This is a genomic window from Brucella sp. BE17, assembly GCF_039545455.1.
Taxonomy (GTDB): Bacteria; Pseudomonadota; Alphaproteobacteria; order Rhizobiales; family Rhizobiaceae; genus Brucella.
In genome coordinates this window covers 1579747-1603462 of record NZ_CP154467.1, presented here as the reverse complement: position 1 = coordinate 1603462, position 23716 = coordinate 1579747, and the positions used below count along the sequence as shown (strand labels likewise).

Genomic DNA, 23716 nt, shown 5'->3' with positions numbered 1-23716 from the left:
GAATGTGAAACCAATTGCGGTTCGATGCACAATGGCAAAAGGGGCAACCATCCGACTTTCATCCGGTGATTGCTCGCGCGCCTTATATGCGAACTGCGATAATCGGTGCTTCCAAGACCACAAAAAGCCGCTTTGCGCAAGCCTGTGCGCAAAAAGAGACGTTTTCAGGCGGCAGACTTTGCCGGAAACTCAGCGAATGCGCAGATTGTTGGCGGTTTCAATGGCTTGCTTGATCTGCTCGTCGCTGAGCCCATCCATCATGTCGTTGAGATCATGCGCCCGAAATCCTGCGCGCTGGGCGAGAATATACCAAGCTGCGGCTTTCACGCTGTCGCCTTCCGTGCCAAGCCCGTCGCGGTAAAGGCGTGCCAGCCAGGCCTGAGCCATGACCATGCCGCGGTTTGCGGCCAATTGCGTCCAGCGAAAACCCTGATCATAATCACGATCGCCACCACGCCCTTCGACCAGCCAGCGGCCAAGGTCAAACTGCGCCGTATCATAGCCTTTTCGCGCTGCAAGGATCAGGTATTCGCGGGCTTTTTTTTCATCGCGCGTAATCTTTTCGGTACCATTTGCATAAATCTGGCTCAACGCATATTCGCCATCGGCAAGCTTTGCTTCTGCGGCTTTTTCAAACCAGGGATAAGCGAGATCAAGACCTGGCATGCCGGGATGTCTCTGCATCAGTATCTGGCCATAATTGAACTGCGCCATGGCATTGCCGCCCTCGGCTGCCTTATGCATCAGTTCTTCCGCTTTCTTATTGTCTTTTTTGACATAGGTTCCTTGAAGCAGCAGGGCCGCATAGCGAAACTGCGCTTCGGTGACGCCGTTCTCGGCCGCCTTGCCATACCACTCGGCCGCCAGTTTCTGATCGGCGGGAACGCCCATGCCGCGCGCATAAATCTCGGCAATGAGGGTTTGGGACGCGGGATCGCCTTTTTCAGCCTGCGGTTTGGCTAGGTTGAAAGCCGTCAGATAAAGCCCCCGCTGAAAGGCACCAAAGGCCTCGTCCGCAGGTCTGTCGCCAAAACGTTTTGGATCAATGGCCGGCATTGGCCCGGTGGTCGCCGGTTGCGGCAGCATGGCGGGGACTGCAGACTTGCCGGGTTTGTCACCCTTATTATTCTTATCAGCGCCCGCAAGAGTTCCGTTTTGACTTTGTGCCGGTTCGCTGGATGCCAGAGCAGGCAGCGCTGGACATGCGAATGTCAAAATGGCTGTAAGCAGAATTTTTCTCTTCACGGGCATGAATTAAGACCTTGGTCGCTTATGATAATCAGTCTTCAAAACGCGGCGCGTGTTCATTGAGCAGCCGGTTGGCCTCTCTTACCGCTTCTGCTGGGTTTTCCGCTTCAAAGACGGCGCGTCCAAGCGCCACGAAATCCGCACCCGTTTCAGCAGCTGGAATAACACTTTCCAATGTATTTCCGGCTTGCGCGATGGACGGTATTTCCACCAGTTCCGCCCACCATTGGGCCAGCGAAAGATTGCGCGGATGCGCCTCGGGCTTGTTGTCAGCACCGATCTTGCCAAAAAAGATATAGTCGGGCTGTAATTCACCGATCTCCATGGCGCTGTGTCGATCACGCAGATTGCCTGTGCCGACGATCATTTTGGGCGCATGTTTTTCGATTGCCTCGCCAAGCTCCGCTGCCTTGCCTTCGATATGAATACCGTCTGCGCCGACACGGCCTGCAATGCGCGTGTCGTTGAGAATGATCGCGGCGGCCCCTTTGTCCTGAATGATCGGGACTGCCTTTTCTGCAACGAGCTGAAAAGTTGCTTCATCCAGATCGCCGGTATCCAGAATGACACTTGCGACATCACCGCCCGATAGCGCCGCCATCAGCAGCGTGACCAGTTTTGTGCTGTCTGACAGAGGCGGGGTGACCAGCACGAGGCGGCAGCGATCGGAAGGATTTTTCGGAGCGGATGTGTTCATAAACCAAGCCTAACGGGAAAAACGTGATGGAATTCAGGCAACGACGGCGTTCTGTTTATCCCAAACACGTCTCACACTCTATCTATTTGTTTCGACATGTTTATGTGCGGCAATCATCGAGACCCAAACACCTATCGTCAGCTTGCATGTGTTGTTGTCAGATGTGGCGATCAACGGGATTGGGCTGGCATTATGTTATCCACTGGAACGAAAGTTGATCGGAACAAACCAGCCCAAATGAGGATTTAGGCTTATATAGGCCCTAATTCGAAGGTGAAAAGACACCGTTAAGATTGTGGGTTGTCCCGGCCTTAAAGTTGGGAATTTCACCTAAACGTTGAGAGCAAGATATTTGCATGTCTGGCTTTCACGAAAAAAGGCAGGCTGCTGAATGACTATTGCGACCGCTCACGAAGGAACGCCAACACCGATCGCCAAAGTGCGCGATACGCGCATTGATGTGTTTCGTGCTTTGGCTTTGTTGACGATTTTCGTCAATCATGTGCCCGGTACCATCTACGAGCATTTCACGCACAAGAACCTTGGATTTTCAGATTCCGCGGAAGCCTTCGTTCTGATCTCCGGCATGGCGATCGCACTTGCCTATAGCAACAAGTTTGCACCGGGCAACCAGCTCGTGCTTTCCATGAAGATGTGGCGGCGTGCCGGTGTGCTTTACACGGCACACCTGATGACGACGCTTGCGACAATCGCCATTTTTGCGGCTGCAGCCATCTTTCTTAAGCACTCCGAGCTGCTCACGCAGATCAATATCGGTCCGCTCGTCAAACAGCCGGTCGAAGCGCTGTTCGGTCTTGTCACTCTGGGACATCAGCTCGGTTATAACAACATCCTGTCGATGTATGCTGTGACGCTGATCCTTACACCCATGCTGCTTGTTCTGGCGCGTATCAGCCTGCCATTGATGCTGGGTGTTTCAGGCACCGTGTGGTTCTTGTCCGGTCTTTATCATGTTGCCCCAATCAATTATCCGACTGAAGGCGTGTGGTTCCTGAACCCGTTGTCGTGGCAGTTTCTGTTTGCCATCGGTATTGCAGGCGTCATCCATGTCCGTCGTGGTGGTGAACTGCCCAAGCATCCCCTGCTGATTGCACTCGCTGTGGTTTATCTGGTGCTGTCGCTTGCCTGGGTACGCCTGCCATTATGGCATATCGATGCCTCAATGGGCCTGCCGATGATCCTGACCGGCTTCGACAAGACGTTTTTGTCGGCTCCGCGTCTGCTTCATGTTCTTGCAATGGCTTATCTGATTGCCATCGTGCCGACATTATCCAACTTGGCCCGCACGGCACCTGAAAACCCGCTGGCCATCTTAGGCAAGCATTCCTTGCCAGTGTTTATCGCGGGCACACTTCTGGCGATGGTTGCGCAGGTCATGAAGCTCATCAACCCCGGCGGTCTGCCCTATGATACGCTGCTGATATCCACTGGCATCGTCATGCAGTTTGCCCTTGCCTATTACCTTGAATGGTTGCCGACGATTGGCTGGGGCAAGAAGCCGGTCGCCAAGCCAGCGGTTCCGGCGAGCGAACCTGTCAAACTGCCTGTAGGCACTGGTCTGCGAGCGATTGCTCAAAATGCTTAGAAAAGCCGCCTTCGGGCGGCTTTTTTTGCAGTGCAACTATTTTTAAGAGCAAGAATCAGAAGCAAATTAACCATTTATTAATGTTAAGAATGTTAAACCTTTTGGCATCCAGTTCGGCTGGATTCTTACCGAGTGGTTTTACCGCTCTGTTTGACGCCTCCCTGTTAAACTCCTGAGAGCCGCCTTTGCGGCTCTTTTTTTGTGATTTTTTGGAGTTTTCTCGGCAATATGGAACCGTCCGCTGTCCAGCTCGTTCTGGGATAAGCGGTGCAGGTCGTTAACCCAATATTAAACATGATCTTGCGCAGCGGTGCATGAAAGTGCAGTTTCCCGTGGACGCATCAGGCTCGGCTATTCCGTCTGGGGCACTTGCGTGATCGTATTGCGTTTCGACAGATCTTCCCGGTTTCGGGTTAGCAGAATGATCGCCAAATTTTTGGCGACGCAGGGTGTAAGAACAGTGGTTAGCGAACAGCGTCAGATGCCGGATAATATGATCAGTCTCGTCGATCACAGGCTTTTTTCCGACAGCTTCAAGCCGGTCTATGTTAGAGGCATGGATATGGTGGAGGAAGCCGCGTGCTATCTCGACGGCGAGGGACGTGAGCAGGCCCGCAATCTTTCACCGGTTGCGGCCGCACTTTATGCGCAAGAGTCGATGCGTTTGACAACGCGACTGATGCAGATCGCATCCTGGCTGCTGCTCCAGCGCGCCGCCCGCAATGGAGAAATGCCTACCCACAAGATCGCAGCCGAGAAAGCCAAGGTTCGCCTGGACATGCCGTCGGCAGGCGATAGCGTGCCCGGCTGGAATGAACTGCCTCAGGCCTTTATCCAGCTTGTTGAACGCTCGATGGAGTTGCAGGCGCAGATAAGCCGCATGGAAATGAATTCGTCTGATCGGATCGCTCCCATGCAGGATGCCGCGAACGGCAATCCGGTTTCCGACCAGATCGTCTTGCTTAAAACAGCTTTTGGCGCCTCCTGACAAGCCATTCTAATTCTTTGAATTTTCCAGAACAGGAGGCTATGTTTCTCTTTTGTTCACATTTGTGCTGTCAAGTAATCCTGTCTGAGGATAGGGTTTACGGATGAAAGAAACGATTCGCATCATTGGTATCGATCCCGGCCTGCGCCGTACCGGCTGGGGGGTGGTCGAGTCGCTTGGCAATTCGCTGCATTTCGTGGCGTCGGGAACTGTGACGTCGAATGCCGAAATGGATTTGGCCTCACGACTTTGCCAGTTGCATGAAGGCCTTTCCAAAATTCTGCACGATCACATGCCGCATGAAGCAGCGGTCGAGCATACATTCGTCAACAAGGATGCGACTGCGACGCTCAAGCTTGGGCAGGCGCGCGGTATTGCGTTGCTTGCGCCCGCGCAGGCAGGGCTGCCCGTTGCCGAATATGCACCCAATGCGGTCAAGAAGGCGGTCATCGGGGTGGGGCATGGCGAAAAGCAGCAAATCCATATGATGGTGAAGGTTTTGATGCCGCGCGCAACCTTTGATACGAGCGATGCCGCTGACGCGCTGGCTATTGCCATTTGTCATGCGCATCATCGGCAAAGCATTGTCAGTGAGCGCCGCATACAGGCATTATTAGCGGGGTAGTCTCCAATGATCGGCAAGCTAAAGGGTGTGATCGACGAAATCGCCGATGATCATGCCATTATCGATGTGCACGGCGTCGGTTATGTCGCTTTTTGCTCGGCGCGCACACTCGGTAATCTCGGCGGCATAGGTGAAGCAGCCGTTTTGTTCATCGAGACATATGTGCGTGAAGATATGATCCGCCTTTATGGTTTTGCCACCCAGCTTGAGCGCGAATGGTTCCGCCTGTTGCAAAATGTGCAGGGCGTGGGCGCCAAGGTGGCACTCGCGGTGCTTGGCACCTTGTCCCCGCCGGAACTTGCCAATGCGATCGCGCTGCGTGATCTGGCTATGGTTTCGCGTGCGCCTGGCGTCGGTAAAAAAGTGGCCGAGCGCATCGTCACCGAACTTAAGAACAAGGCCCCGGCCTTTGCGGGTGAAGCGAGCGGAACAATAGGCCTCAAGCAGGAGCTTGGCGCCGGCGCTGCTTCCGCACCTGTGGCGGATGCGGTGTCAGCCCTTGCCAATCTTGGGTATTCGCGCGATCAGGCTGCAAATGCTGTGGCTGCTGCTCTCAGGGAAGCGGGTGACGATGCCGATTCGGCAAAGCTTATTCGTCTCGGTCTCAAGGAACTGTCGCGGTAATGAGCTTGTATGAATGTGATGTTCATGCGAGGAGAAAAGCATGAGCGACCGCAACCCTCTCATTGATGCCGATAAGCGCGCTGACGAAGACACAACGCTGCGTCCGCAGACACTCGACGATTTTGTCGGACAGGCGGCGGCGCGCGCCAATCTGAAAGTCTTCATAGAAGCTGCCAAGGTGCGTGGCGAAGCGCTCGACCATGTGCTTTTCGTCGGCCCTCCCGGATTGGGTAAGACGACGCTGGCGCAGATCATGGCCAAGGAGCTCGGCGTCAATTTCCGCTCGACTTCGGGGCCGGTTATTGCCAAGGCAGGCGATCTCGCAGCTCTTCTGACCAATCTTGAAGACCGGGATGTGCTGTTTATCGATGAAATTCATCGCCTGAGCCCGGCTGTCGAAGAAATCCTCTACCCGGCTATGGAGGATTTTCAGCTTGATCTGATCATTGGAGAAGGACCGGCGGCACGTTCGGTCAAGATCGACCTCGCCAAATTCACGCTTGTCGCAGCGACAACCCGGCTGGGTCTTTTGACCACGCCTTTGCGTGACCGTTTTGGTATTCCTGTGCGTCTCAATTTCTATACGGTCGAGGAGCTTGAATATATCGTGCGCCGCGGCGCGCGCATCATGCAAATGGGTATTTCGGCCGATGGTGCGCTGGAGGTGGCGCGGCGCTCACGCGGCACGCCGCGTATTGCGGGCCGTCTGTTGCGCCGCGTGCGCGATTTCGCGCTGGTGGCGGGGGCCGATATCATCGACCGCAAAATCGCCGATGAAGCTCTGTCTCGATTGGAAGTGGATAATCGCGGGCTTGATCAGCTTGACCGGCGTTATCTCAATATGATCACGCGCAATTTCGGCGGCGGGCCGGTGGGAATTGAAACCATTGCCGCAGGTCTTTCCGAGCCGCGGGACGCTATCGAGGATATTATCGAACCCTATCTCATCCAGCAGGGCTTTTTACAGCGCACACCGCGCGGGCGTGTGCTCACAGCCGTTGCCTGGCAGCATTTGGGATTGCCAGCACCTGCTGAAATCATGCAGCAATCGCAATATGGCCTGTTTACGGGAGAAGATTGACGATGGCGTATCCACAGATCGCGGGTGAAATGAAAGACGGGGTGCACCGTCTTTTTGCGCGCATCTATTACGCGGACACGGACTTTTCCGGCTTTGTCTATCATGGGCGGTATCTCGAATTCTATGAGCGGGGCAGGACCGATTTTCTACGACTTCAGGACGTTCACCATATCGAGCTTGCCGAGGGCGCGCTGGGTGAGGAAATGGTCTGGGTCGTCCGCCGCATGGAGATCGATTATAAATCGCCGGCAAAAATGGACGACCTGATCCTGATCGAAACGAAGGTCAGCGAGATCCGCGGTGCGCGGGTCATCATGGCGCAGGAAATCACCTGCGACGAGCGCTTGCTGTCGCAAGCCCGCGTTGAGGCGGTGATGATCACCAAGGATGGTCATCCACGTCGCATACCTGACGAATGGCGTGCTGCCTTTACCAGAGGCACTTGAATAGACAAGCCTCATATTAAACTGGGTGTTTGTGTTTGTCTGCACGGTTGCTAACGTATCTTTAACCATAATATTCTAATGATCACGCTGACGGAATCGGTTGAAAGGCCGGATTTAAGCGCAGCGCCTTCCTTTCACCAAAATTAACCGTAACAAGCAGCGGGGATTTTTAAAATGAAATCCGGCAGCGGCGGTTGCGGTGTGAAGACTTGACCGCCTGTCGGGTGGGCGATGGCTTCATGAGAAAAGCTGTGCAAGTTTGAAACGTCTGTTCTCAAGACGTGGAATAACGGATTTGCGACGCCGCCCGGTCCTGAAGCCGGGCGTTTGGATTCGAGGACGGTATATCGATGGAAAATGTTGCGTTAGCGGCTCCTGCTGCCGATGTCACGCTCTGGGGCCTGTTCATGCAGGCTGGCTGGGTCGTCAAGCTGGTCATGATAGGTCTTCTGGTGGCGTCTGTCTGGACCTGGGCTATCGTTGTCGACAAGGTGATTGCTTACGGGCGCGCTCGCCGCGCCATTGATCGCTTCGAGCAGGCGTTCTGGTCGGGGCAATCGCTGGAAGAACTCTACCGTAATCTGAATGAGCGTCGCACGACCGGCATGGCCTCGATCTTTATGGCCGCCATGCGCGAATGGAAAAAATCCTTTGAAAAAGGAGCGCGCTCGCCAATCGGGCTTCAGATGCGTATCGACAAGGCCATGGATGTGGCACTGGCGCGTGAAGGCGGCAAGCTTGAATCGCGGCTTGGCTTTCTGGCCACGATCGGTTCGGCGGCTCCCTTTATCGGTCTGTTCGGTACGGTTGTCGGCATCATGACCTCGTTTCAGGCGATTGCGGCTTCGAAAAACACCAATCTTGCCGTCGTGGCGCCGGGTATTGCCGAAGCGCTGCTCGCAACGGCCATCGGTCTTTTGGCCGCTATTCCAGCCGTTATTGCCTATAACAAGCTCTCGGCGGACGCGGGCAAGATCAATGGTCGGCTTGAAGGTTTTGCGGATGAGTTTTCCGCCATACTGTCGCGCCAAATTGATGAGAAGCTGACGCCGCGTAACTAAGCTTCATGCAGCAATTACACGGATTGAGTTTTCGGGAATCTTGAAATGGGTATGTCGGTCGGAAATCAGGGAATGCGTTCAGGGGGTCGCCGCAGGCGTGGCCGCAAAAACGCGCTCATGAGCGAAATCAACGTGACGCCATTCGTCGACGTCATGCTGGTCCTGCTCATCATCTTTATGGTTTCGGCACCGTTGCTGACGGTTGGGGTTCCGATTGATCTGCCCGATACGCAGGCCAAGGCCATGAATGCCGACACGCAGCCGATTACTGTTTCGGTCAATGGCGAAGGCAAGATTTATTTGCAGGAAACCGAAATTCCGATTGATGAGGTGGTGCCGAAATTACAGGCCATCGCCAAGACGGGTTATGAAGAGCGCATTTTCGTGCGCGGTGACAGGGCTGCCGATTACGGCACTGTCATGAAGGTCATGGCCCGCATTTCCGCCGCCGGTTTTAAAAATATCGGCCTTGTGACCCTTCAGGAGCAGGATAGCTGACGCCATCATGAAGGCTGGCCTGACATCTTCTGTAGCCCTCCATACCGTGGTTATCGCGCTAGGGCTGTTTTCGTTCTCCTCGCCGAAGGCTTTCGACGTGCAGGATTCGGAGTCGTTTCCGGTCGATATCGTGCCCATTGAATCGATCACGCAGGTCCAGCAGGGCGACAAAAAGGCACCGATGAAAGAAAAACCGGCACCGGTGCCGACAAATCGACCGCAGAATGTGCCAGATGCGCAAGAATTTGGAGATCAGGATATCGACAGCAAGGCGCCCAATACCCCTGATCAAAAGGCCAAGCCCGTGGAGGCTGCGGAAGAGCCTAAGGCGCAGCCGGAGCCGGTGAAAACACCAGAACCCACGCCTGAGCCCAAGCCGCAGGAAAAACCACAGGACAAGCCAACGCCTGTTCCGGCGACCGAAGTGCAGACCAAACCGGAAGAAAAGCAGGACGTGAAGCCTGATCCCGTAGCTGAAGCCATTGAAAAACAGGCTGAAGCACCGGATCAGGATATGCCAAAGTTGCCGGACAATGTTCCTGCACCCCAGGCAAAGCCCAAGCCGCCACAGGCCCAGACCGCCAAGACGCCGGATCGCAAGCCAACTGATGAGAAAAAACCGAACAAGACTGCCTCGCAGACATCACAATCGAAGAATGATGCGATTGCTGACGAGGTGAAAGATCTGCTCAATCGGCAAAAGCCTTCGGGCGGTGGCGCGAAGCGCTCCACCGATCAGGCGTCCCTTGGCGGCAAGAAGAATACCGGCGGAAACAAACTCAGCCAGAGCGAGATGGATGCCTTGCGTGGCGCGATTGAAAAATGCTGGATCAAGCCAGCCGGTGTGGAGGATATGCCGGGGTTGACGGTTACGATAAAGATGAAGCTCAATCAGGATGGCAGCATTCAAGGTGATCCGCAGGTTACGGCTGGCGGTGGTGGTTCGGGCGTTCCCCGCGCGGTCGCGGAAAGTGCAAGGCGTGCGGTCTTGAAATGCGCACCTTATAATCTGCCCGTCGACAAATATGATTCATGGTCGGAAGTGATTGCCAATTTCGACCCCAGTCAAACCTACTGAAGTCAAACCTACTGACTGTTTCCCGGTCATCAACGAACAATGCCAGGACAAAAGAGGTCCCAAGAGATATGAGAATCGGCATCATGAAAACAAAGTTCTGGACAGTCCTTTCGGCTTTCGCCTGTATGATCGCCGCAAGCCTCGTCGCCACCCTGCCAGCACGCGCTGTGGTGGAGATCAACATCAACAAGGGTGTGGTTGAGCCTCTGCCGATTGCGATTACCGATTTCCTTTCGGCGGATCAGCTTGGGGCCAATATCACCTCGGTAATTGCCGCCGATCTTGAGCGCTCGGGTCTTTTCGCACCGATCAACAAAAGCGCGTTCATTGAAAAGATTTCCAATCCCGATGCGTCGCCGCGTTTCGAGGACTGGAAGGTCATCAATGCGCAGGCGCTGGTCACAGGCCGCATCACCAAGCAGCCGGATGGCAGGCTCAAGGCGGAATTCCGTTTGTGGGATACCTTTGCCGGTCAGCAGCTCATCGGCCAGCAGTTTTTTACCACGCCCGATAACTGGCGGCGTGTCGCCCACATCATTGCCGACGCTATCTATGAGCGTTTGACCGGCGAAAAAGGCTATTTCGATACCCGTATCGTTTTTGTCGATGAATCCGGTCCCGCCCAGAAGCGCGTCAAGCGTCTCGCTATCATGGATCAGGACGGTGCCAATATCCGCTACATTTCCGATGGCCGCAGCATGTCCTTGACGCCGCGCTTTTCGCCGAACCGGCAGGAAGTGACCTATATGTCGTTTGAAGGCGGATCGCCGAAAGTCTATTTGCTGCAGCTCGAAACCGGGCAGCGCGAACTGGTCGGTAATTTCCCGGGCATGACGATTGCGCCGCGCTTTTCGCCTGATGGGCAGAAGGTTGTGATGAGCCTGCTTCAGGATGACGGCAGCGCCAATATCTACACGATGGATCTGCGCAATCGCACGACGACACGCCTCACCAGCAGTCAGGCCATCGATACCGGCGCATCCTATTCGCCGGATGGCTCGCAAATTGTATTCACATCGGATCGCGGCGGACGTCCGCAGCTTTACGTCATGGGTGCTGATGGTTCCAGTCCACGTCGTATTTCGTCGGGTGACGGCAGCTATTCCACGCCGGTCTGGTCGCCACGCGGCGATCTGATCGCTTTCACCAAACAGTCGCAGGGTCAGTTCTCGATTGGTGTCATGAAAACCGATGGTACCGGAGAACGTCTGCTGACTTCCGGCTTCCATAATGAAGGTCCGACATGGTCACCGAACGGGCGCGTTCTGATGTTCTTCCGCAAGGCGGCAGGTGCTGGTGGTCCGAGACTTGTAACAATCGATCTCACGGGTCGTAACGAACGCCAGATACAGACACCGAATTTCGCATCTGATCCGGCTTGGTCGCCCCTTCTCGAATAGGTTTCAGGCTTATAACAAGAGTTGAAGGCGCGGAGCTCTGACTTCGCGCCTTTTTTGACAATTTGTCACAAATAAAGCGGAAAAGCCGTGATTCTGCCGCATTTTGCCAGCAAGGGCTACAGCCAGAATTGCTGTCGGAAGACGTCTGGCGATAATTGGTGGCAAGCCAATATTAACCATACTTCTTGAGCCGACATTAACCTCGATATGATTATTGGGGGTTAGCAGGAACATTCAATCTTAAGGAGCCTCGGCCCATGCGCCGCATCCAGTCGCTTGCACGTAGCCCGATCGCTATTGCCCTTTTCATGTCGCTCGCCGTTGCCGGTTGCGCATCGAAGAAAAACCTTCCCAACAATGCCGGTGATCTGGGCCTTAGTGGTGCAGCAACGCCTGGCTCGTCGCAGGATTTCACAGTCAACGTTGGAGATCGCATTTTCTTTGATCTTGATTCGTCTCTGATCCGTGCCGACGCTCAGCAGACGCTGTCCAAGCAGGCGCAGTGGCTGCAACGCTATCCGCAATATTCGATTACTGTCGAAGGCCATGCGGATGAACGCGGTACGCGTGAATACAACCTGGCTCTTGGCCAGCGCCGCGCTGCCGCAACCCGTGACTTCCTCGCATCGCGCGGTGTGCCCACCAACCGTATGCGGACGATTTCTTACGGGAACGAACGTCCGATTGCGGTTTGCGATGCAGATTCATGCTGGTCGCAGAATCGCCGCGCTATCACCGTTCTCAACGGTGCGGGCAGCTGATCGCGTTTTCGCATTGACGAAAACGCAACAGCAATTTCGGAAAAACGGCCTTTGGGCCGTTTTTTTGTTTTTACACAGCGCAGATGCCGGTTTTGACAAACTTTGGCCGAACTCGGCGGTCTCATAGAAAAAAACGCCTCGCTTGTTTCAAGACGCAGGAGTAGTTGCGGAGGAAGCGAAAGCTGGAACGTTTTTACAGCTAAAACCGCTTCGCACTTTTGCTGGAAATGCTCTAAGAGGGATCAGGCGGCGCAGCATGAGTTGTTCAATAAGCGTTCATGCGCGACGTGGATCATCCTGTTTATTAAAAAGCCAACGGGGCAGATAGGGAATGAGGAAACCAATGAGGAAAGTGACACTGGCGATTGCCATGCTGCCGCTTTTGACGGTTGCTCCGGCTATGGCGGCATCCGTTTCTTCCCAGCAAGGGGGCGTTCAACTGGCTCAGGCAGGCGATGCTTCCATGAACCAGTTTACGCAACAGGTCTGCAATCTTGCACACCAGAACGCGCAATCCTATTCGCGGATATTGCAGCTGCGAGATCGGCTCATTAAAATTGAGCGCGATAACGAAGCGCGATTTCTAGTTTTAGAGAAAGACATCGGCGGCGCGTCGAGCCGGGTCAATGTGGGATCAACGGCAATCCTTGATGACGTCATGCAGGGCGGCGGCGGCGGTGGGCAGAATGGTGCTTATCAGAGCCCCGGTATGATGCAGGAACTGGTTCGCAATCTGACCGGCAAGGTTGAGGATGTGGATGCCCAGATTGCCTTCACCAATGACCAGTTGCAGAAGACCCAGGAAGACAACGAATTCCGCTTTGAGGAGCTGGAGAAGAAAAAAGGTGTGACCTCGCAGGGCCCAAGCGGCGCAGGACAGTTCGCGTCGGCTGCAGAACCAGCGGGTGCAAATCTTTGTGCACAGGGCATGGCGAACCCGGCTGATGTGGTCGCAACACTTGGTATGCGCGTGGAGGCGATGAATTTCCAGATCCTCGAACTGCAGGATCAAATGCAGAAACTGCAGGAAAACTATGAACGACGCTTTGAGGCACTTGAAACGGGAAAGCGCGCTGATGCAGGCGCGCGTCCCATTGAAGAAGCGGGCGGGAGCGATCAGGCTCTCGCCAGTTCCGGCGCCCCACAGGGCGCCGATTCCGTTGCTATTGGTTCTGGGACTGCTGCGCAGGGTGAATCCGCAGGTGGTGAACCACCGCACACGCTCGGCTCTATCCGCTTTGATACCAATGGCAATGTAATCGGCGAAACTATGAATTCTGCACCCGGTTCCAACGCGTCCAGCGGGCAGACAGGGGTGGGACAGAGAACAGGGCAGGACAATACATCCGTTGCTTCGCTGCCAACTGTCGATAATCCGAAAACACTCTACGAAGCCTCTTATCAGTATTTGATGTCAGGGGATTACAAGGCCGCAGAATCCGGCTTTCGCCAGCACGTAAAGCAATATCCGGCAGATCCGCAAACGGCGGAAGCCCGTTTCTGGCTCGGCGAATCGCTTTACGGGCAGGGGCGTTACTCCGAAGCGGCTACCGTTTTCATCGACACTCAACGCGATTATCCCGATTCGCGTCGCGCAGCAGAGAACATGTTCAAGCTGGGCATGACGCTGGAAAAAATGGACAATCATGATGTCGCCTGCGCGACTTTCCAGCAGATTCCGCAGCGCTATCCCAAAGCGGCTCCTGCCATACTCAAACGCGTTTCAGAAGAACGTGCTCGTGTGAAGTGCTGATTGCGGGGTAAATTCGTGGGGCTTTCCCCGATAGATATTTTCCAGCCATTCGAAATGGAAGGCGCGAAAGCGATTATTGCTGCGGTATCCGGCGGCAGTGATTCGCTGGCGATGCTGTTCTTGTTGAAGGACTATCTGGCAAGTCTGGAACATCCGCCTTCGCTTATAGCTGTGACGGTGGACCATCGCCTGCGCGAGGAATCAACGCGCGAGGCGGAAAATGTGGGTGTCCTGTGCGATAAGCATGGCATCGCTCACCGGATCGTCACCTGGAACGATCCCAAGCCCTCAAAGGGACTCTTGGCTGGCGCGCGCAATGCACGATATCGCCTGCTGATGGAGGCAGCACGCGAGGCTGGCGCACAAATCATTGTCACCGGCCATACGCAGGACGATCAGATTGAGACATTCTTGATGCGCAAGGAGCGCAGTCACCACGCTGAAGCAAGAGGGCTTGCCGCGATGGCCGCACGCTCCTGGCTCGAAGGCATGCGACTTGAGGACTCGGCCGAACTGATCCGGCCACTGCTGAGCGTGTCGCGGCAGGCTTTGCGTGAGGTGTTGCAGAAAAAGGCCATTTCGTGGATTGACGACCCAAGCAACAGCAACACCGATTATGAGCGTCCGCGTGTGCGACTGGGTGGCGCTGCTAAAGCGGATGGACAGATTGTTCTTGCGCAGATCGCACTGGCGCGCGCCGCACGCAAACGGGATAATGCCGCGCTGGTCGCGGCTCTGGCTGACCCGAACAGCCTTCGCATAGATGATTGCGGGGCTATGGAAATCGATCCCGCGATCTATGCGGCTTTACCGGAGACGGTTCAGGCGCTTTTTTCGGGCGTGGTCACATCCGTTGCAGGTGGACGGCGTTTTCTGCCAGGGCACGCCGAGCGTTTGCGGATTGCCCGCCTTCTCGCAGGCGAGGGGAAGACGGAAAAATTAACGATGCTTGGTGCGTTGATTGCGCAGGGCAAAGCTGATCTTCCACACCGGTTTGGCAGAGAAAGGCGAAATCTCCCGGTCAATCCGCTTAACGCGGATAAAACTTGCATATGGGATGGACGCTTCCGCTTACGAAATACTGGAAAGATATCTTATGAGGTTGCCGCGCCCGGTCGCCAGGTGATTGCAGACTTTCTTTCCGCGCATGGCGGTGAGGCGTTAGGCTCCCGGCAGCGCGAAGCGCTTCTTGTTCTGCCCGCGCTTTTTAAAAATGATAAACTGGCTGCTTTGCCATTTTGGCCGCTAAGCGGTATTCCCGAAGGTGTGACAATAGAACGGCACTTTGCGCTCTTCGATCATGTTTTACCGGGGTATGATTTCGCACTTGCTGCGGCAGTCGAGGAACGTATTGGACGTGAATGCGGCCCGATTGTCTGATTTTTGTAAACCAAGCAGCAAGAATCGCCAATGTGGTGCGTTCCGTGCCTTGGCAACGCCCTTCTTCGCTCTTATGTTAGGTCGAAATATCGTTCCGTCTCTTTGGAACGACAGTCGTATCGATTGGACCCGTTATGAATCCGAACTATCGCAACTTCGCCCTATGGGCGATCATTGCCCTGCTCCTGATCGCGCTGTTCAACCTGTTCCAGAGTCCGGGGCAGCGCGCTAATTCCCGCGAAGTCTCCTATTCGCAGTTTATTGACGACGTATCGAACGGTCGCGTGAAATCGGTGACGATCACCGGGGAGCGGATCAGCGGCACCTATGCCGATAACGGATCGACGTTCCAGACCTATTCACCCGGCGATACCGGCCTCGTGTCGCGGCTTGAAGAGAAAAAGATCGCCATCACCGCACGCCCTGAAAGCGACGGTTCGAGTTCGCTGATCGGCATTCTACTTTCATGGCTGCCGATGATCCTGATTCTGGGTGTGTGGATTTTCTTCATGCGTCAGATGCAGGGTGGTTCGCGTGGTGCCATGGGCTTTGGCAAGTCCAAGGCCAAGCTTTTGACCGAAGCGCATGGCCGTGTGACGTTTCAGGATGTTGCGGGCGTAGAGGAAGCCAAGCAAGATTTGGAAGAAATCGTCGAATTCCTGCGCGATCCGCAGAAATTCCAGCGTCTGGGTGGCAAGATTCCGCGTGGCGTTCTGCTCGTAGGCCCTCCCGGAACCGGTAAGACGCTTCTTGCGCGTTCAGTCGCGGGCGAAGCCAATGTGCCTTTCTTCACTATTTCCGGCTCGGATTTCGTGGAAATGTTCGTCGGTGTCGGCGCCAGTCGTGTGCGCGACATGTTTGAACAGGCCAAGAAGAACGCGCCTTGCATCATCTTCATTGATGAAATCGATGCCGTGGGTCGTCATCGTGGTGCCGGTCTTGGCGGTGGCAATGACGAGCGCGAACAGACACTCAACCAGCTGCTGGTCGAGATGGATGGGTTCGAGGCCAATGAATCGATCATTCTGATCGCAGCCACCAACCGTCCTGACGTTCTCGATCCTGCGCTCTTGCGTCCAGGCCGTTTCGACCGTCAGGTTGTGGTGCCGAATCCGGATATCGTTGGTCGCGAACAGATCCTCAAAGTGCATGTGCGCAATGTGCCACTCGCTCCCAATGTCGACCTCAGGGTTGTCGCACGCGGCACACCGGGGTTCTCCGGTGCCGATCTTGCCAATCTCGTCAATGAGGCGGCCCTTATGGCAGCACGTCGCAACAAGCGCATCGTTACCATGCAGGAGTTCGAAGACGCCAAGGACAAGATTATGATGGGTGCGGAACGCCGCTCCGCCATGACGCAGGAAGAAAAGGCCAATACGGCCTATCACGAAGCAGGTCACGCGATTGTTGCGATCAATGTGCCGAAATCTGATCCTGTCCATAAGGCGACGATCATTCCGCGTGGTCGTGCGCTCGGCATGGTGATGCAGCTTCCAGAGGGCGATCGTTATTCCGCCTCTTACACCTGGATGGTTTCGCGCCTTGCGATCATGATGGGCGGTCGTGTTGCGGAGGAGCTGAAATTTGGCAAGGAGAACATAACCTCCGGTGCATCCTCTGATATTCAGCAGGCGACCAAGCTTGCGCGTTCCATGGTTACGCAGTGGGGCTTTTCCGACAAGCTCGGTCGCGTCGCCTATGGTGATAATCAGGAAGAGGTTTTCCTTGGCCATTCCGTTTCTCGTACGCAGAATGTGTCGGAAGAAACCGCACAGATCATCGATGCCGAAGTGCGTCGCCTGATCGACGAGGCTTACGCCGAAGCAACCCGCGTCCTGACCGAGAAGAAGGATGACTGGATTGCGTTGGCAGAGGGCCTTCTGGAATATGAAACGTTGAGCGGCGACGAAATCAAGGAGCTGATTGCAGGCAATAAGCCTTCCCGCGATCAGGGCAATGATACGCCTTCACGTGGTTCAGGTGTTCCCAAAGCCGGTAAGCCGCGCAAGCGCAAGACTGGTGATCAGGGTGGTGAGCCCGGTATGGAGCCCAATCCGCAGCCGCAATAAGTGGATGTGCGGAACTGAAATTGGAGAAGCCGGGTATCATGCCCGGCTTTTTCTTGTGCAAGAGTGTAAGGTTTGCGCACGCAAAGCTTGATTAACGATTTCAGCGCATCATGAAAATCGAAGTGGTTTCCCATGTCCCGGCCTAAAAGTTGAAATTGCAAGGGACATGCGTTTTAGGATATGAGAGCGCAAACTGATAAGATACGCGTTCTTCAGGTTAGAGAATAATAAACTATACCGGGTGTTTTCAGTAAAAGTTTTGTACCTGGTAATGCAGAGAATGAAACAGATGGAGCGGTTCCGTTAATTGAAGATCGGAAAAACCGCTCTGGTGCATGCATTGGCACTCAATCACTATCTGCGATTGTTGCGCCGGGATTTCATGTGCGGCATATATTAGACGGCGCGGAAATTACGGCATGGCTCAACGTAAGGCTAAGAATATGACACGGAAATATTTTGGAACCGACGGTATTCGCGGGCAGGCGAACAGTTTTCCCATGACGCCAGATATTGCCATGAAGGTCGGTATGGCCGTCGGTCATATTTTCCGTAATTCAGGCCAGACCTCGCGTGTGGTGATTGGCAAGGATACACGCCGTTCGGGCTATATGCTTGAAAACGCACTTGTCGCGGGTTTTACAGCTGCTGGTATGGACGTTTTTTTGCTAGGACCCATTCCGACGCCCGCTGTCGCGATGCTTTGCCGCTCCTTGCGCGCCGATATCGGCGTGATGATTTCGGCGTCACATAATCCGTTCTACGATAATGGCATCAAATTGTTTGGTCCTGATGGTTTCAAGCTCTCCGATGCGCTTGAACAGGAAATCGAACGGCGGATCGAAGGCGATCTGTCGTCGCTGCTGGCAAGCCATGGTGCAATCGGCAAGGCCAAGCGCGTTGACGGTGATATTTATCGCTATATCGAATTCGCCAAGCGCACACTGCCACGAAATATATCACTGGCGGGCCTCAGGATCGTGATCGACTGTGCAAATGGGGCGGGCTACAAGGTGGCGCCCGCAGCCCTTTGGGAATTGGGTGCGGAAGTTATCACCATTAACGACGAGCCGAACGGTATCAATATCAATGAGGATTGCGGCTCAACCCATCCGATTGGCCTCATGAAAAAGGTGCATGAAGTGCGCGCCGATGTCGGTATCGCACTGGACGGCGATGCGGACCGTGTGCTGCTGGTCGATGAAACGGGAACCGTGATTGATGGCGACCAGTTGATGGCGGTGATTGCCGAATCCTGGGCAAAGTCGGATCGTCTGACGGGTGGTGGTATCGTTGCAACCATCATGTCCAATCTTGGCCTTGAACGTTTTCTGGCTGATCATCACCTGACACTTGCCCGCACCAAAGTCGGCGACCGCTATGTTGTCGAGCACATGCGTGAGCATGGTTTCAATGTCGGCGGTGAACAATCCGGCCATATCGTGCTGTCGGATTTTGCCACGACAGGCGACGGATTGATCTCTGCCTTGCAGATTTTGGCCGTCGTGCAGGAAATTGGAAAGCCGCTGAGTGAAGTCTGTCGGCGTTTCGAGCCGGTGCCGCAGCTTTTGAAAAACGTTCGTACCAGTGGCGGTAAGCCGCTTGAAAACAAGAACGTCAAGAGCGCCATCGACGAGGCGCAGGAGCGTCTGGGTAAGCAAGGACGGCTGGTCATTCGCCCTTCGGGGACTGAACCGCTCATCCGCGTCATGGCCGAGGGCGATGATCGGGCACTGGTGGAGAAGGTCGTTAACGATATCGTGGATGTGATCTCGTCGATACGCACCGCTGCCTGATCGGGTGGTCAGAGATAGAATAAAAAACAGCGCGGTTTTCCCCGCGCTGTTTTCGTTTGTAGATACGATATGCTTCATTCCATGGGTTAAAAAACATGGTTAATTTATATTTAACTTCTTCAACATAGGCTCGCCCGAAAGCCGACGAAATTGCGCTACGGAACGGGACGAGTAATGAACGGAATTATGAAAATTGCCTTTGCCGGTGTCGTGGCATCGATTGTTGCCATGTCGCAGCAGGCACTCGCTTCTGATCTACTCGACGAGGCTTCGGTGCCCGAGGTCGTGATGGCGCCCAAGGCAATCAGCGGATGGTACCTGCGCGGTGACCTTGGCTATGATATTTCGACGAAAGGCGGGATCAAAGCGGTTGATACTGCCGATAATCGCGTTGCGCGCAGCTTCGATCTGGACAAGGGTCTGGCTCCGTCGATCGGTGTCGGTTATCACTTCAACGATTATCTGCGTGCAGACGTAACGGCGGGCTATTCGCGTCAGGATGTTAATGGTTTCCCGGCCAAGCTGCGCAGTTGGGACGTTATGGCCAACGCTTATGTCGATATCGGCAATCTGGCCGGCGTTACGCCGTATCTTGGTGCCGGGTTGGGTGTCGCCAATGTCCGCTACTCAATTGACAGCAGCTATGGCGACATCAAGTCGGATGACGATTACCGTTTCGCATGGGCGTTGATGGCGGGCATTGCAGTCGATCTGACTGAAAATGTCAAACTTGACCTTGGCTATCGTTATGGCGTCATTAATGGCGGTAATGTTGCCAGCGGCGGTGGCGTAACGCTGAGCGACAAAGACATCAAATCGCACCAGTTGCGCGCCGGTCTGCGCGTCGCCACCTGGTAGGTTTCGTTCTTTTTTGCACCGCCATGTCGTTCGGTCGTGTTTAAGAAATAAATACGCAAAGTCATCTTGTGAAAATTTTGCTTTTCGATATCTTCATCAGCGGGCCACGCCTCCCCAACGAGGCGCGTGCTATCTGTGAGGATAGGAAACAAAATGACGACGATTGCCAAGCCGGCCACGCGCCCGGCTACCCCTAATTTTTCATCTGGTCCCTGTGCAAAACGCCCCGGCTGGTCGCTTGATGCGCTTGCCGATACTCCGCTTGGCCGCTCGCATCGTGCGAAAATCGGCAAGACCAAGCTGAAAGAAGCCATCGACCTTACTCGCGAAATTCTCGGCGTTCCTGCCGATTACCGCATCGGCATCGTGCCTGCATCCGATACGGGCGCGGTCGAGATGGCGCTGTGGTCACTGCTCGGCGCACGCGGTGTTGATATGGTCGCGTGGGAAAGCTTTGGCTCGGGCTGGGTCACAGATGTGATAAAACAGCTCAAGCTCGATGATGTTCGCCAGTTTGAAGCGCCCTATGGAGAGTTGGTTGATTTCTCCAAAGTTGATTTCGACCGTGATGTCGTCTTCACATGGAATGGCACGACATCGGGCGTGCGTGTTCCCAATGCGGATTTCATTCCGGCAACGCGTGAAGGCCTGACGATTTGCGACGCAACATCGGCGGCTTTTGCGCAGCGCCTTGATTTTGCCAAGCTCGATGTTGTCACCTTCTCTTGGCAAAAAGTGCTGGGCGGTGAAGGCGCCCATGGAATTCTGATCCTCAGCCCACGTGCGGTCGAGCGTCTGGAAAGCTACAAGCCAGCATGGCCGCTGCCCAAAATTTTCCGCATGACGAAGGGCGGCAAGCTGATCGAAGGTATTTTTGTCGGTGAAACCATCAACACGCCTTCGATGCTCTGTGTCGAAGATTATCTCGACGCGCTGAGCTGGGCGCGTTCGGTTGGCGGTCTGGATGGTCTGGTAGGCCGCGCGGATACAAATTTTGCCGTTCTCGACGCCTTTATCCAGAAGACGCCATGGATTGCCAATCTGGCGCAAAGGCCTGAAACGCGCTCCAATACATCCGTGTGTCTCACAATCGTCGACCCTGAAGTGACAGCACTCTCTGCCGATCAACAGGCGGCTTTTGCCAAAGCAATCGTTACAGTGCTCGATAAGGAAGGCGTTGCCTATGACATCGGCGCTTATCGCGATGCACCGTCTGGCTTGCGTATTTGGGCAGGCGCTACGGTCGAGGCTTCTGACCTTGAAGCGCTGACCCATTGGCTTGAATGGGCATTTCAGACTGAGAAGGCAGCGCTCAAAGCTGCTGCCTGAATTCATTTTATGAATGAACCATGCGTGTGTTGGGACGCGCGTGGTTTATGATTTCCCCTTTGTTTTGCAGCATTTTCAGCAAGCGGTACACATGACCGATATGCTGGAATTGCCAGGCACTGAACAGATTGAAGGAGGCCTTGATGGCACCTCGTGTTCTCGTATCCGACAAGCTTTCACCCACTGCCGTCCAGATTTTCAAGGATCGCGGCGTTGATGTCGATTATCTGCCGGATCTCGGCAAGGACAAGGAAAAGCTTCTCGAAGTGATTGGCCAGTATGACGGTCTGGCGATCCGTTCGGCCACAAAAGTTACCGAAAAACTGATTGCCAGCGCCAAAAATCTGAAAGTTGTCGGACGTGCCGGGATCGGCGTCGATAATGTTGATATTCCGGCCGCATCGCGCCGCGGTATCATTGTCATGAATACGCCCTTCGGCAATTCGATCACCACGGCAGAGCATGCCATCGCATTGATGTTTGCGGTTGCACGCCAACTTCCTGAAGCTGACACGTCTACGCGCGCCGGAAAGTGGGAAAAGAACCGCTTCATGGGCGTTGAAATCACCGGAAAGACGCTCGGGATCATTGGCTGCGGTAATATCGGTGCCGTGGTGGCGACGCGGGCGATTGGCCTTAAAATGAATGTGGTGGCGTTCGATCCCTTCCTTTCAGAAGCTCGCGCCCAGGAACTTGGCGTGGAAAAGGTCGAACTGGATGATCTTCTGGCACGCGCCGATTTCATCACGCTTCATACGCCGCTGACCGACAAGACGCGCAATATCATCAATGCGGAAAACCTCGCCAAGACCAAACCGGGCGTTCGAATTGTCAATTGCGCACGCGGCGGCCTGATCGTCGAGAAAGATCTGGTGGAAGCGCTTAAGTCCGGTCATGTGGCCGGTGCCGGTATCGATGTTTACGAAACCGAGCCAGCGACCGAAAACGAGCTTTTCTTGCTGCCCAATGTCGTTTGCACGCCGCATCTGGGCGCTTCGACCTCTGAAGCACAGGAAAATGTAGCACTTCAGGTTGCCGAGCAGATGTCGGATTACCTGATCAAGGGGGCCGTTTCCAATGCCATCAACATGCCGTCGATTACGGCGGAAGAGGCACCGCGTTTGCGACCTTTCGTCAAGCTCGCCGAAGTTCTGGGTGCTTTTGTCGGTCAGGTGACGGACGAGCCTATCCAGGAAGTGGAGGTGCTTTTTGACGGGGCGACTGCCACGATGAACACACGCGCACTTTTGAGTGCAGCCCTTGCTGGACTTATTCGACCGCAGGTGGCGGATGTCAACATGGTGTCGGCTCCCATCATGGTCAAGGAACGCGGCATCATCGTCTCTGAAGTCAAGCGTGATAAATCGGGCATTTTCGACGGTTATATCAAGCTAACGGTCAAAACCCCGTTGCGTGAGCGTTCCATAGCCGGAACCTGTTTCTCTGATGGCAAGCCGCGCTTCATCCAGATCAAGGGTATCAATCTTGACGCCGAAGTCGGCCCGCATATGCTTTATGTGACCAATGTCGATATTCCGGGCATGATCGGTTTGCTGGGCACGATCTGCGGCAAGCATAATGTCAACATCGCGAATTTCTCTCTGGGACGTGACCGTGCGGGTGGGGATGCGATTGCCATGCTTTATGTGGATGAGCGAATTCCACAAGCAGCTCTTGACGAATTGATTGCTCAGGACGCAATCAATGCGGCAACACCCCTAGAGTTTCCTGTCGGAGAAGCGTGAGACATGACATCGGAGATAGTACAGGCTGAATGGCGGCCCATGCACGCAAGTGATATAGCGGGTGTGTTGGCCGTGGCTGGGCTTGTACATCCCGATTTTTTTGAAGAAGAGGCGGTCTTTCTTGACCGCCTCAGCCTTTATCCGGCGGGTTGTTTCGTCTATACCAGCAAGGATGACATTCTCGGCTATGCTATCAGCCATCCGTGGAAACTAGATACCTTGCCAGCGCTCAACAGTGTTCTGGGAAAATTTCCGGAAGGCTGCAACACCTATTACATCCATGATATTGCGCTGTTGCCTGTGGCCCGTTCTGGCGGCGTTGCAACGCGTGTCCTTACGCTTATGGCAGAACAGGCGGAGGCTGACGGTTTTCTCACCATGGCATTGGTTGCGGTCAATAATTCAGGTGGCTTCTGGGAGAAGAAGGGCTTTGTCATCCGCGATCTGCCGGAGCTTGAGACGAAGCTGAAAAGCTATTCGGACGACGCCCGTTACATGGTTCGGACGGGATAGCCGTTTCATCTGATTAAAAATCACTGTTTTTTTGCACGAAAGAGTCGCGCATAAGCGATTCACTCGGTATAGAGACGAGGGATCAGCACCCCGTTGACCGAACGGCGCGCTCGCGATCCTTGGACTGTTAACACGGCTTGGAACGTCTCCTGTTGAAGCA

21 protein-coding genes are annotated in these 23716 nt (G+C 54.7%); 19 read left to right on the top strand and 2 right to left on the bottom strand.

All coding sequences use genetic code 11. From position 1 onward, the window contains the following. Positions 1-189: 189 nt before the first annotated feature. Both AAIB41_RS07785 and AAIB41_RS07780 read right to left on the bottom strand, forming a co-directional pair. A complete protein-coding gene (locus AAIB41_RS07785) occupies positions 190-1245 on the bottom strand; it encodes a tetratricopeptide repeat protein (protein WP_343314706.1) in 1056 nt (351 codons plus the stop codon). Between the two features lie 34 nt (positions 1246-1279). Beyond that, positions 1280-1945 carry a thiamine phosphate synthase gene (locus AAIB41_RS07780; RefSeq protein WP_343312742.1) on the bottom strand — a complete coding sequence of 222 codons (666 nt, stop codon included), beginning with the start codon at positions 1943-1945 and terminating at the stop codon, positions 1280-1282. Positions 1946-2336: 391 nt separating this feature from the next. Here AAIB41_RS07780 and AAIB41_RS07775 point away from each other — a divergent pair, with 391 nt between their 5' ends. From AAIB41_RS07775 to AAIB41_RS07685, 19 genes are all read left to right on the top strand, one after another. After that, on the top strand, positions 2337-3551 hold the full coding sequence (locus AAIB41_RS07775; RefSeq protein ID WP_343312741.1) for an OpgC family protein: 1215 nt from the start codon (positions 2337-2339) through the stop codon (positions 3549-3551). 481 nt (positions 3552-4032) lie between these two features. Further along, positions 4033-4539 carry a DUF1465 family protein gene (locus AAIB41_RS07770; protein ID WP_343314705.1) on the top strand — a complete coding sequence of 169 codons (507 nt, stop codon included), beginning with the start codon at positions 4033-4035 and terminating at the stop codon, positions 4537-4539. 103 nt (positions 4540-4642) lie between these two features. Then, positions 4643-5164, top strand: a complete 522-nt coding sequence (ruvC, locus tag AAIB41_RS07765; protein ID WP_343312739.1) for a crossover junction endodeoxyribonuclease RuvC — start codon at positions 4643-4645, stop codon at positions 5162-5164. 6 nt (positions 5165-5170) lie between these two features. Then, complete coding sequence (gene ruvA, locus AAIB41_RS07760; RefSeq protein WP_343312738.1) at positions 5171-5788, top strand: Holliday junction branch migration protein RuvA; 618 nt, start codon at positions 5171-5173, stop codon at positions 5786-5788. Positions 5789-5828: 40 nt separating this feature from the next. After that, positions 5829-6869 carry a Holliday junction branch migration DNA helicase RuvB gene (ruvB, locus tag AAIB41_RS07755; RefSeq protein ID WP_343312737.1) on the top strand — a complete coding sequence of 347 codons (1041 nt, stop codon included), beginning with the start codon at positions 5829-5831 and terminating at the stop codon, positions 6867-6869. Between the two features lie 2 nt (positions 6870-6871). Next, on the top strand, positions 6872-7315 hold the full coding sequence (locus AAIB41_RS07750; RefSeq protein WP_343312736.1) for a YbgC/FadM family acyl-CoA thioesterase: 444 nt from the start codon (positions 6872-6874) through the stop codon (positions 7313-7315). A 350-nt stretch (positions 7316-7665) separates the two neighbouring features. Next, positions 7666-8376: a protein TolQ gene (gene tolQ / locus AAIB41_RS07745; protein WP_343312735.1), complete on the top strand. Its 711-nt coding sequence runs from the start codon at positions 7666-7668 to the stop codon at positions 8374-8376. A gap of 45 nt (positions 8377-8421) precedes the next feature. Next, complete coding sequence (gene tolR, locus AAIB41_RS07740) at positions 8422-8874, top strand: protein TolR (RefSeq protein ID WP_343312733.1); 453 nt, start codon at positions 8422-8424, stop codon at positions 8872-8874. 7 nt (positions 8875-8881) lie between these two features. Next, a complete protein-coding gene (locus AAIB41_RS07735; protein WP_343312732.1) occupies positions 8882-9952 on the top strand; it encodes a cell envelope integrity protein TolA in 1071 nt (356 codons plus the stop codon). Positions 9953-10020: 68 nt separating this feature from the next. After that, complete coding sequence (gene tolB, locus AAIB41_RS07730) at positions 10021-11352, top strand: Tol-Pal system beta propeller repeat protein TolB (RefSeq protein WP_343312731.1); 1332 nt, start codon at positions 10021-10023, stop codon at positions 11350-11352. A 257-nt stretch (positions 11353-11609) separates the two neighbouring features. After that, the gene (pal, locus tag AAIB41_RS07725; RefSeq protein WP_343312730.1) at positions 11610-12113 is read left to right on the top strand and encodes a peptidoglycan-associated lipoprotein Pal; all 504 of its coding nucleotides are present in this window, start codon (positions 11610-11612) and stop codon (positions 12111-12113) included. Between the two features lie 331 nt (positions 12114-12444). Beyond that, positions 12445-13866, top strand: a complete 1422-nt coding sequence (gene ybgF, locus AAIB41_RS07720) for a tol-pal system protein YbgF (protein ID WP_343312729.1) — start codon at positions 12445-12447, stop codon at positions 13864-13866. Between the two features lie 15 nt (positions 13867-13881). Next, positions 13882-15246, top strand: coding sequence for a tRNA lysidine(34) synthetase TilS (tilS, locus tag AAIB41_RS07715; protein ID WP_343312728.1), 1365 nt, complete (start codon positions 13882-13884; stop codon positions 15244-15246). Between the two features lie 134 nt (positions 15247-15380). Next, positions 15381-17315, top strand: coding sequence for an ATP-dependent zinc metalloprotease FtsH (gene ftsH / locus AAIB41_RS07710; protein WP_343312727.1), 1935 nt, complete (start codon positions 15381-15383; stop codon positions 17313-17315). 443 nt (positions 17316-17758) lie between these two features. Further along, positions 17759-19111 (top strand): phosphoglucosamine mutase, encoded by a 1353-nt coding sequence (gene glmM / locus AAIB41_RS07705; RefSeq protein ID WP_343314704.1) that lies wholly within the window; start codon positions 17759-17761, stop codon positions 19109-19111. Positions 19112-19285: 174 nt separating this feature from the next. Continuing rightward, a complete protein-coding gene (locus AAIB41_RS07700) occupies positions 19286-19969 on the top strand; it encodes an outer membrane protein (protein WP_343312726.1) in 684 nt (227 codons plus the stop codon). 153 nt (positions 19970-20122) lie between these two features. Further along, positions 20123-21298, top strand: a complete 1176-nt coding sequence (locus tag AAIB41_RS07695) for a phosphoserine transaminase (protein WP_343312725.1) — start codon at positions 20123-20125, stop codon at positions 21296-21298. A gap of 143 nt (positions 21299-21441) precedes the next feature. Next, a complete protein-coding gene (gene serA / locus AAIB41_RS07690) occupies positions 21442-23043 on the top strand; it encodes a phosphoglycerate dehydrogenase (RefSeq protein WP_343312724.1) in 1602 nt (533 codons plus the stop codon). Between the two features lie 3 nt (positions 23044-23046). Continuing rightward, a complete protein-coding gene (locus AAIB41_RS07685) occupies positions 23047-23556 on the top strand; it encodes a GNAT family N-acetyltransferase (protein ID WP_343312723.1) in 510 nt (169 codons plus the stop codon). Positions 23557-23716 lie beyond the last annotated feature (160 nt).

Excerpts from the sequence above, each read along its gene's own strand:
- AAIB41_RS07780 (WP_343312742.1), bottom strand. The coding sequence starts at position 1,945 with ATGAACACATCCGCTCCGAAAAATCCTTCCGATCGCTGCCGCCTCGTG.
- AAIB41_RS07775 (WP_343312741.1), top strand. The coding sequence starts at position 2,337 with ATGACTATTGCGACCGCTCACGAAGGAACGCCAACACCGATCGCCAAA.
- AAIB41_RS07770 (WP_343314705.1), top strand. The coding sequence starts at position 4,033 with ATGCCGGATAATATGATCAGTCTCGTCGATCACAGGCTTTTTTCCGAC.
- ruvC (WP_343312739.1), top strand. The coding sequence starts at position 4,643 with ATGAAAGAAACGATTCGCATCATTGGTATCGATCCCGGCCTGCGCCGT.
- ruvA (WP_343312738.1), top strand. The coding sequence starts at position 5,171 with ATGATCGGCAAGCTAAAGGGTGTGATCGACGAAATCGCCGATGATCAT.
- ruvB (WP_343312737.1), top strand. The coding sequence starts at position 5,829 with ATGAGCGACCGCAACCCTCTCATTGATGCCGATAAGCGCGCTGACGAA.
- AAIB41_RS07750 (WP_343312736.1), top strand. The coding sequence starts at position 6,872 with ATGGCGTATCCACAGATCGCGGGTGAAATGAAAGACGGGGTGCACCGT.
- tolQ (WP_343312735.1), top strand. The coding sequence starts at position 7,666 with ATGGAAAATGTTGCGTTAGCGGCTCCTGCTGCCGATGTCACGCTCTGG.
- tolR (WP_343312733.1), top strand. The coding sequence starts at position 8,422 with ATGGGTATGTCGGTCGGAAATCAGGGAATGCGTTCAGGGGGTCGCCGC.
- AAIB41_RS07735 (WP_343312732.1), top strand. The coding sequence starts at position 8,882 with ATGAAGGCTGGCCTGACATCTTCTGTAGCCCTCCATACCGTGGTTATC.
- tolB (WP_343312731.1), top strand. The coding sequence starts at position 10,021 with ATGAGAATCGGCATCATGAAAACAAAGTTCTGGACAGTCCTTTCGGCT.
- pal (WP_343312730.1), top strand. The coding sequence starts at position 11,610 with ATGCGCCGCATCCAGTCGCTTGCACGTAGCCCGATCGCTATTGCCCTT.
- ybgF (WP_343312729.1), top strand. The coding sequence starts at position 12,445 with ATGAGGAAACCAATGAGGAAAGTGACACTGGCGATTGCCATGCTGCCG.
- ftsH (WP_343312727.1), top strand. The coding sequence starts at position 15,381 with ATGAATCCGAACTATCGCAACTTCGCCCTATGGGCGATCATTGCCCTG.
- glmM (WP_343314704.1), top strand. The coding sequence starts at position 17,759 with ATGACACGGAAATATTTTGGAACCGACGGTATTCGCGGGCAGGCGAAC.
- AAIB41_RS07700 (WP_343312726.1), top strand. The coding sequence starts at position 19,286 with ATGAACGGAATTATGAAAATTGCCTTTGCCGGTGTCGTGGCATCGATT.
- AAIB41_RS07695 (WP_343312725.1), top strand. The coding sequence starts at position 20,123 with ATGACGACGATTGCCAAGCCGGCCACGCGCCCGGCTACCCCTAATTTT.
- serA (WP_343312724.1), top strand. The coding sequence starts at position 21,442 with ATGGCACCTCGTGTTCTCGTATCCGACAAGCTTTCACCCACTGCCGTC.
- AAIB41_RS07685 (WP_343312723.1), top strand. The coding sequence starts at position 23,047 with ATGACATCGGAGATAGTACAGGCTGAATGGCGGCCCATGCACGCAAGT.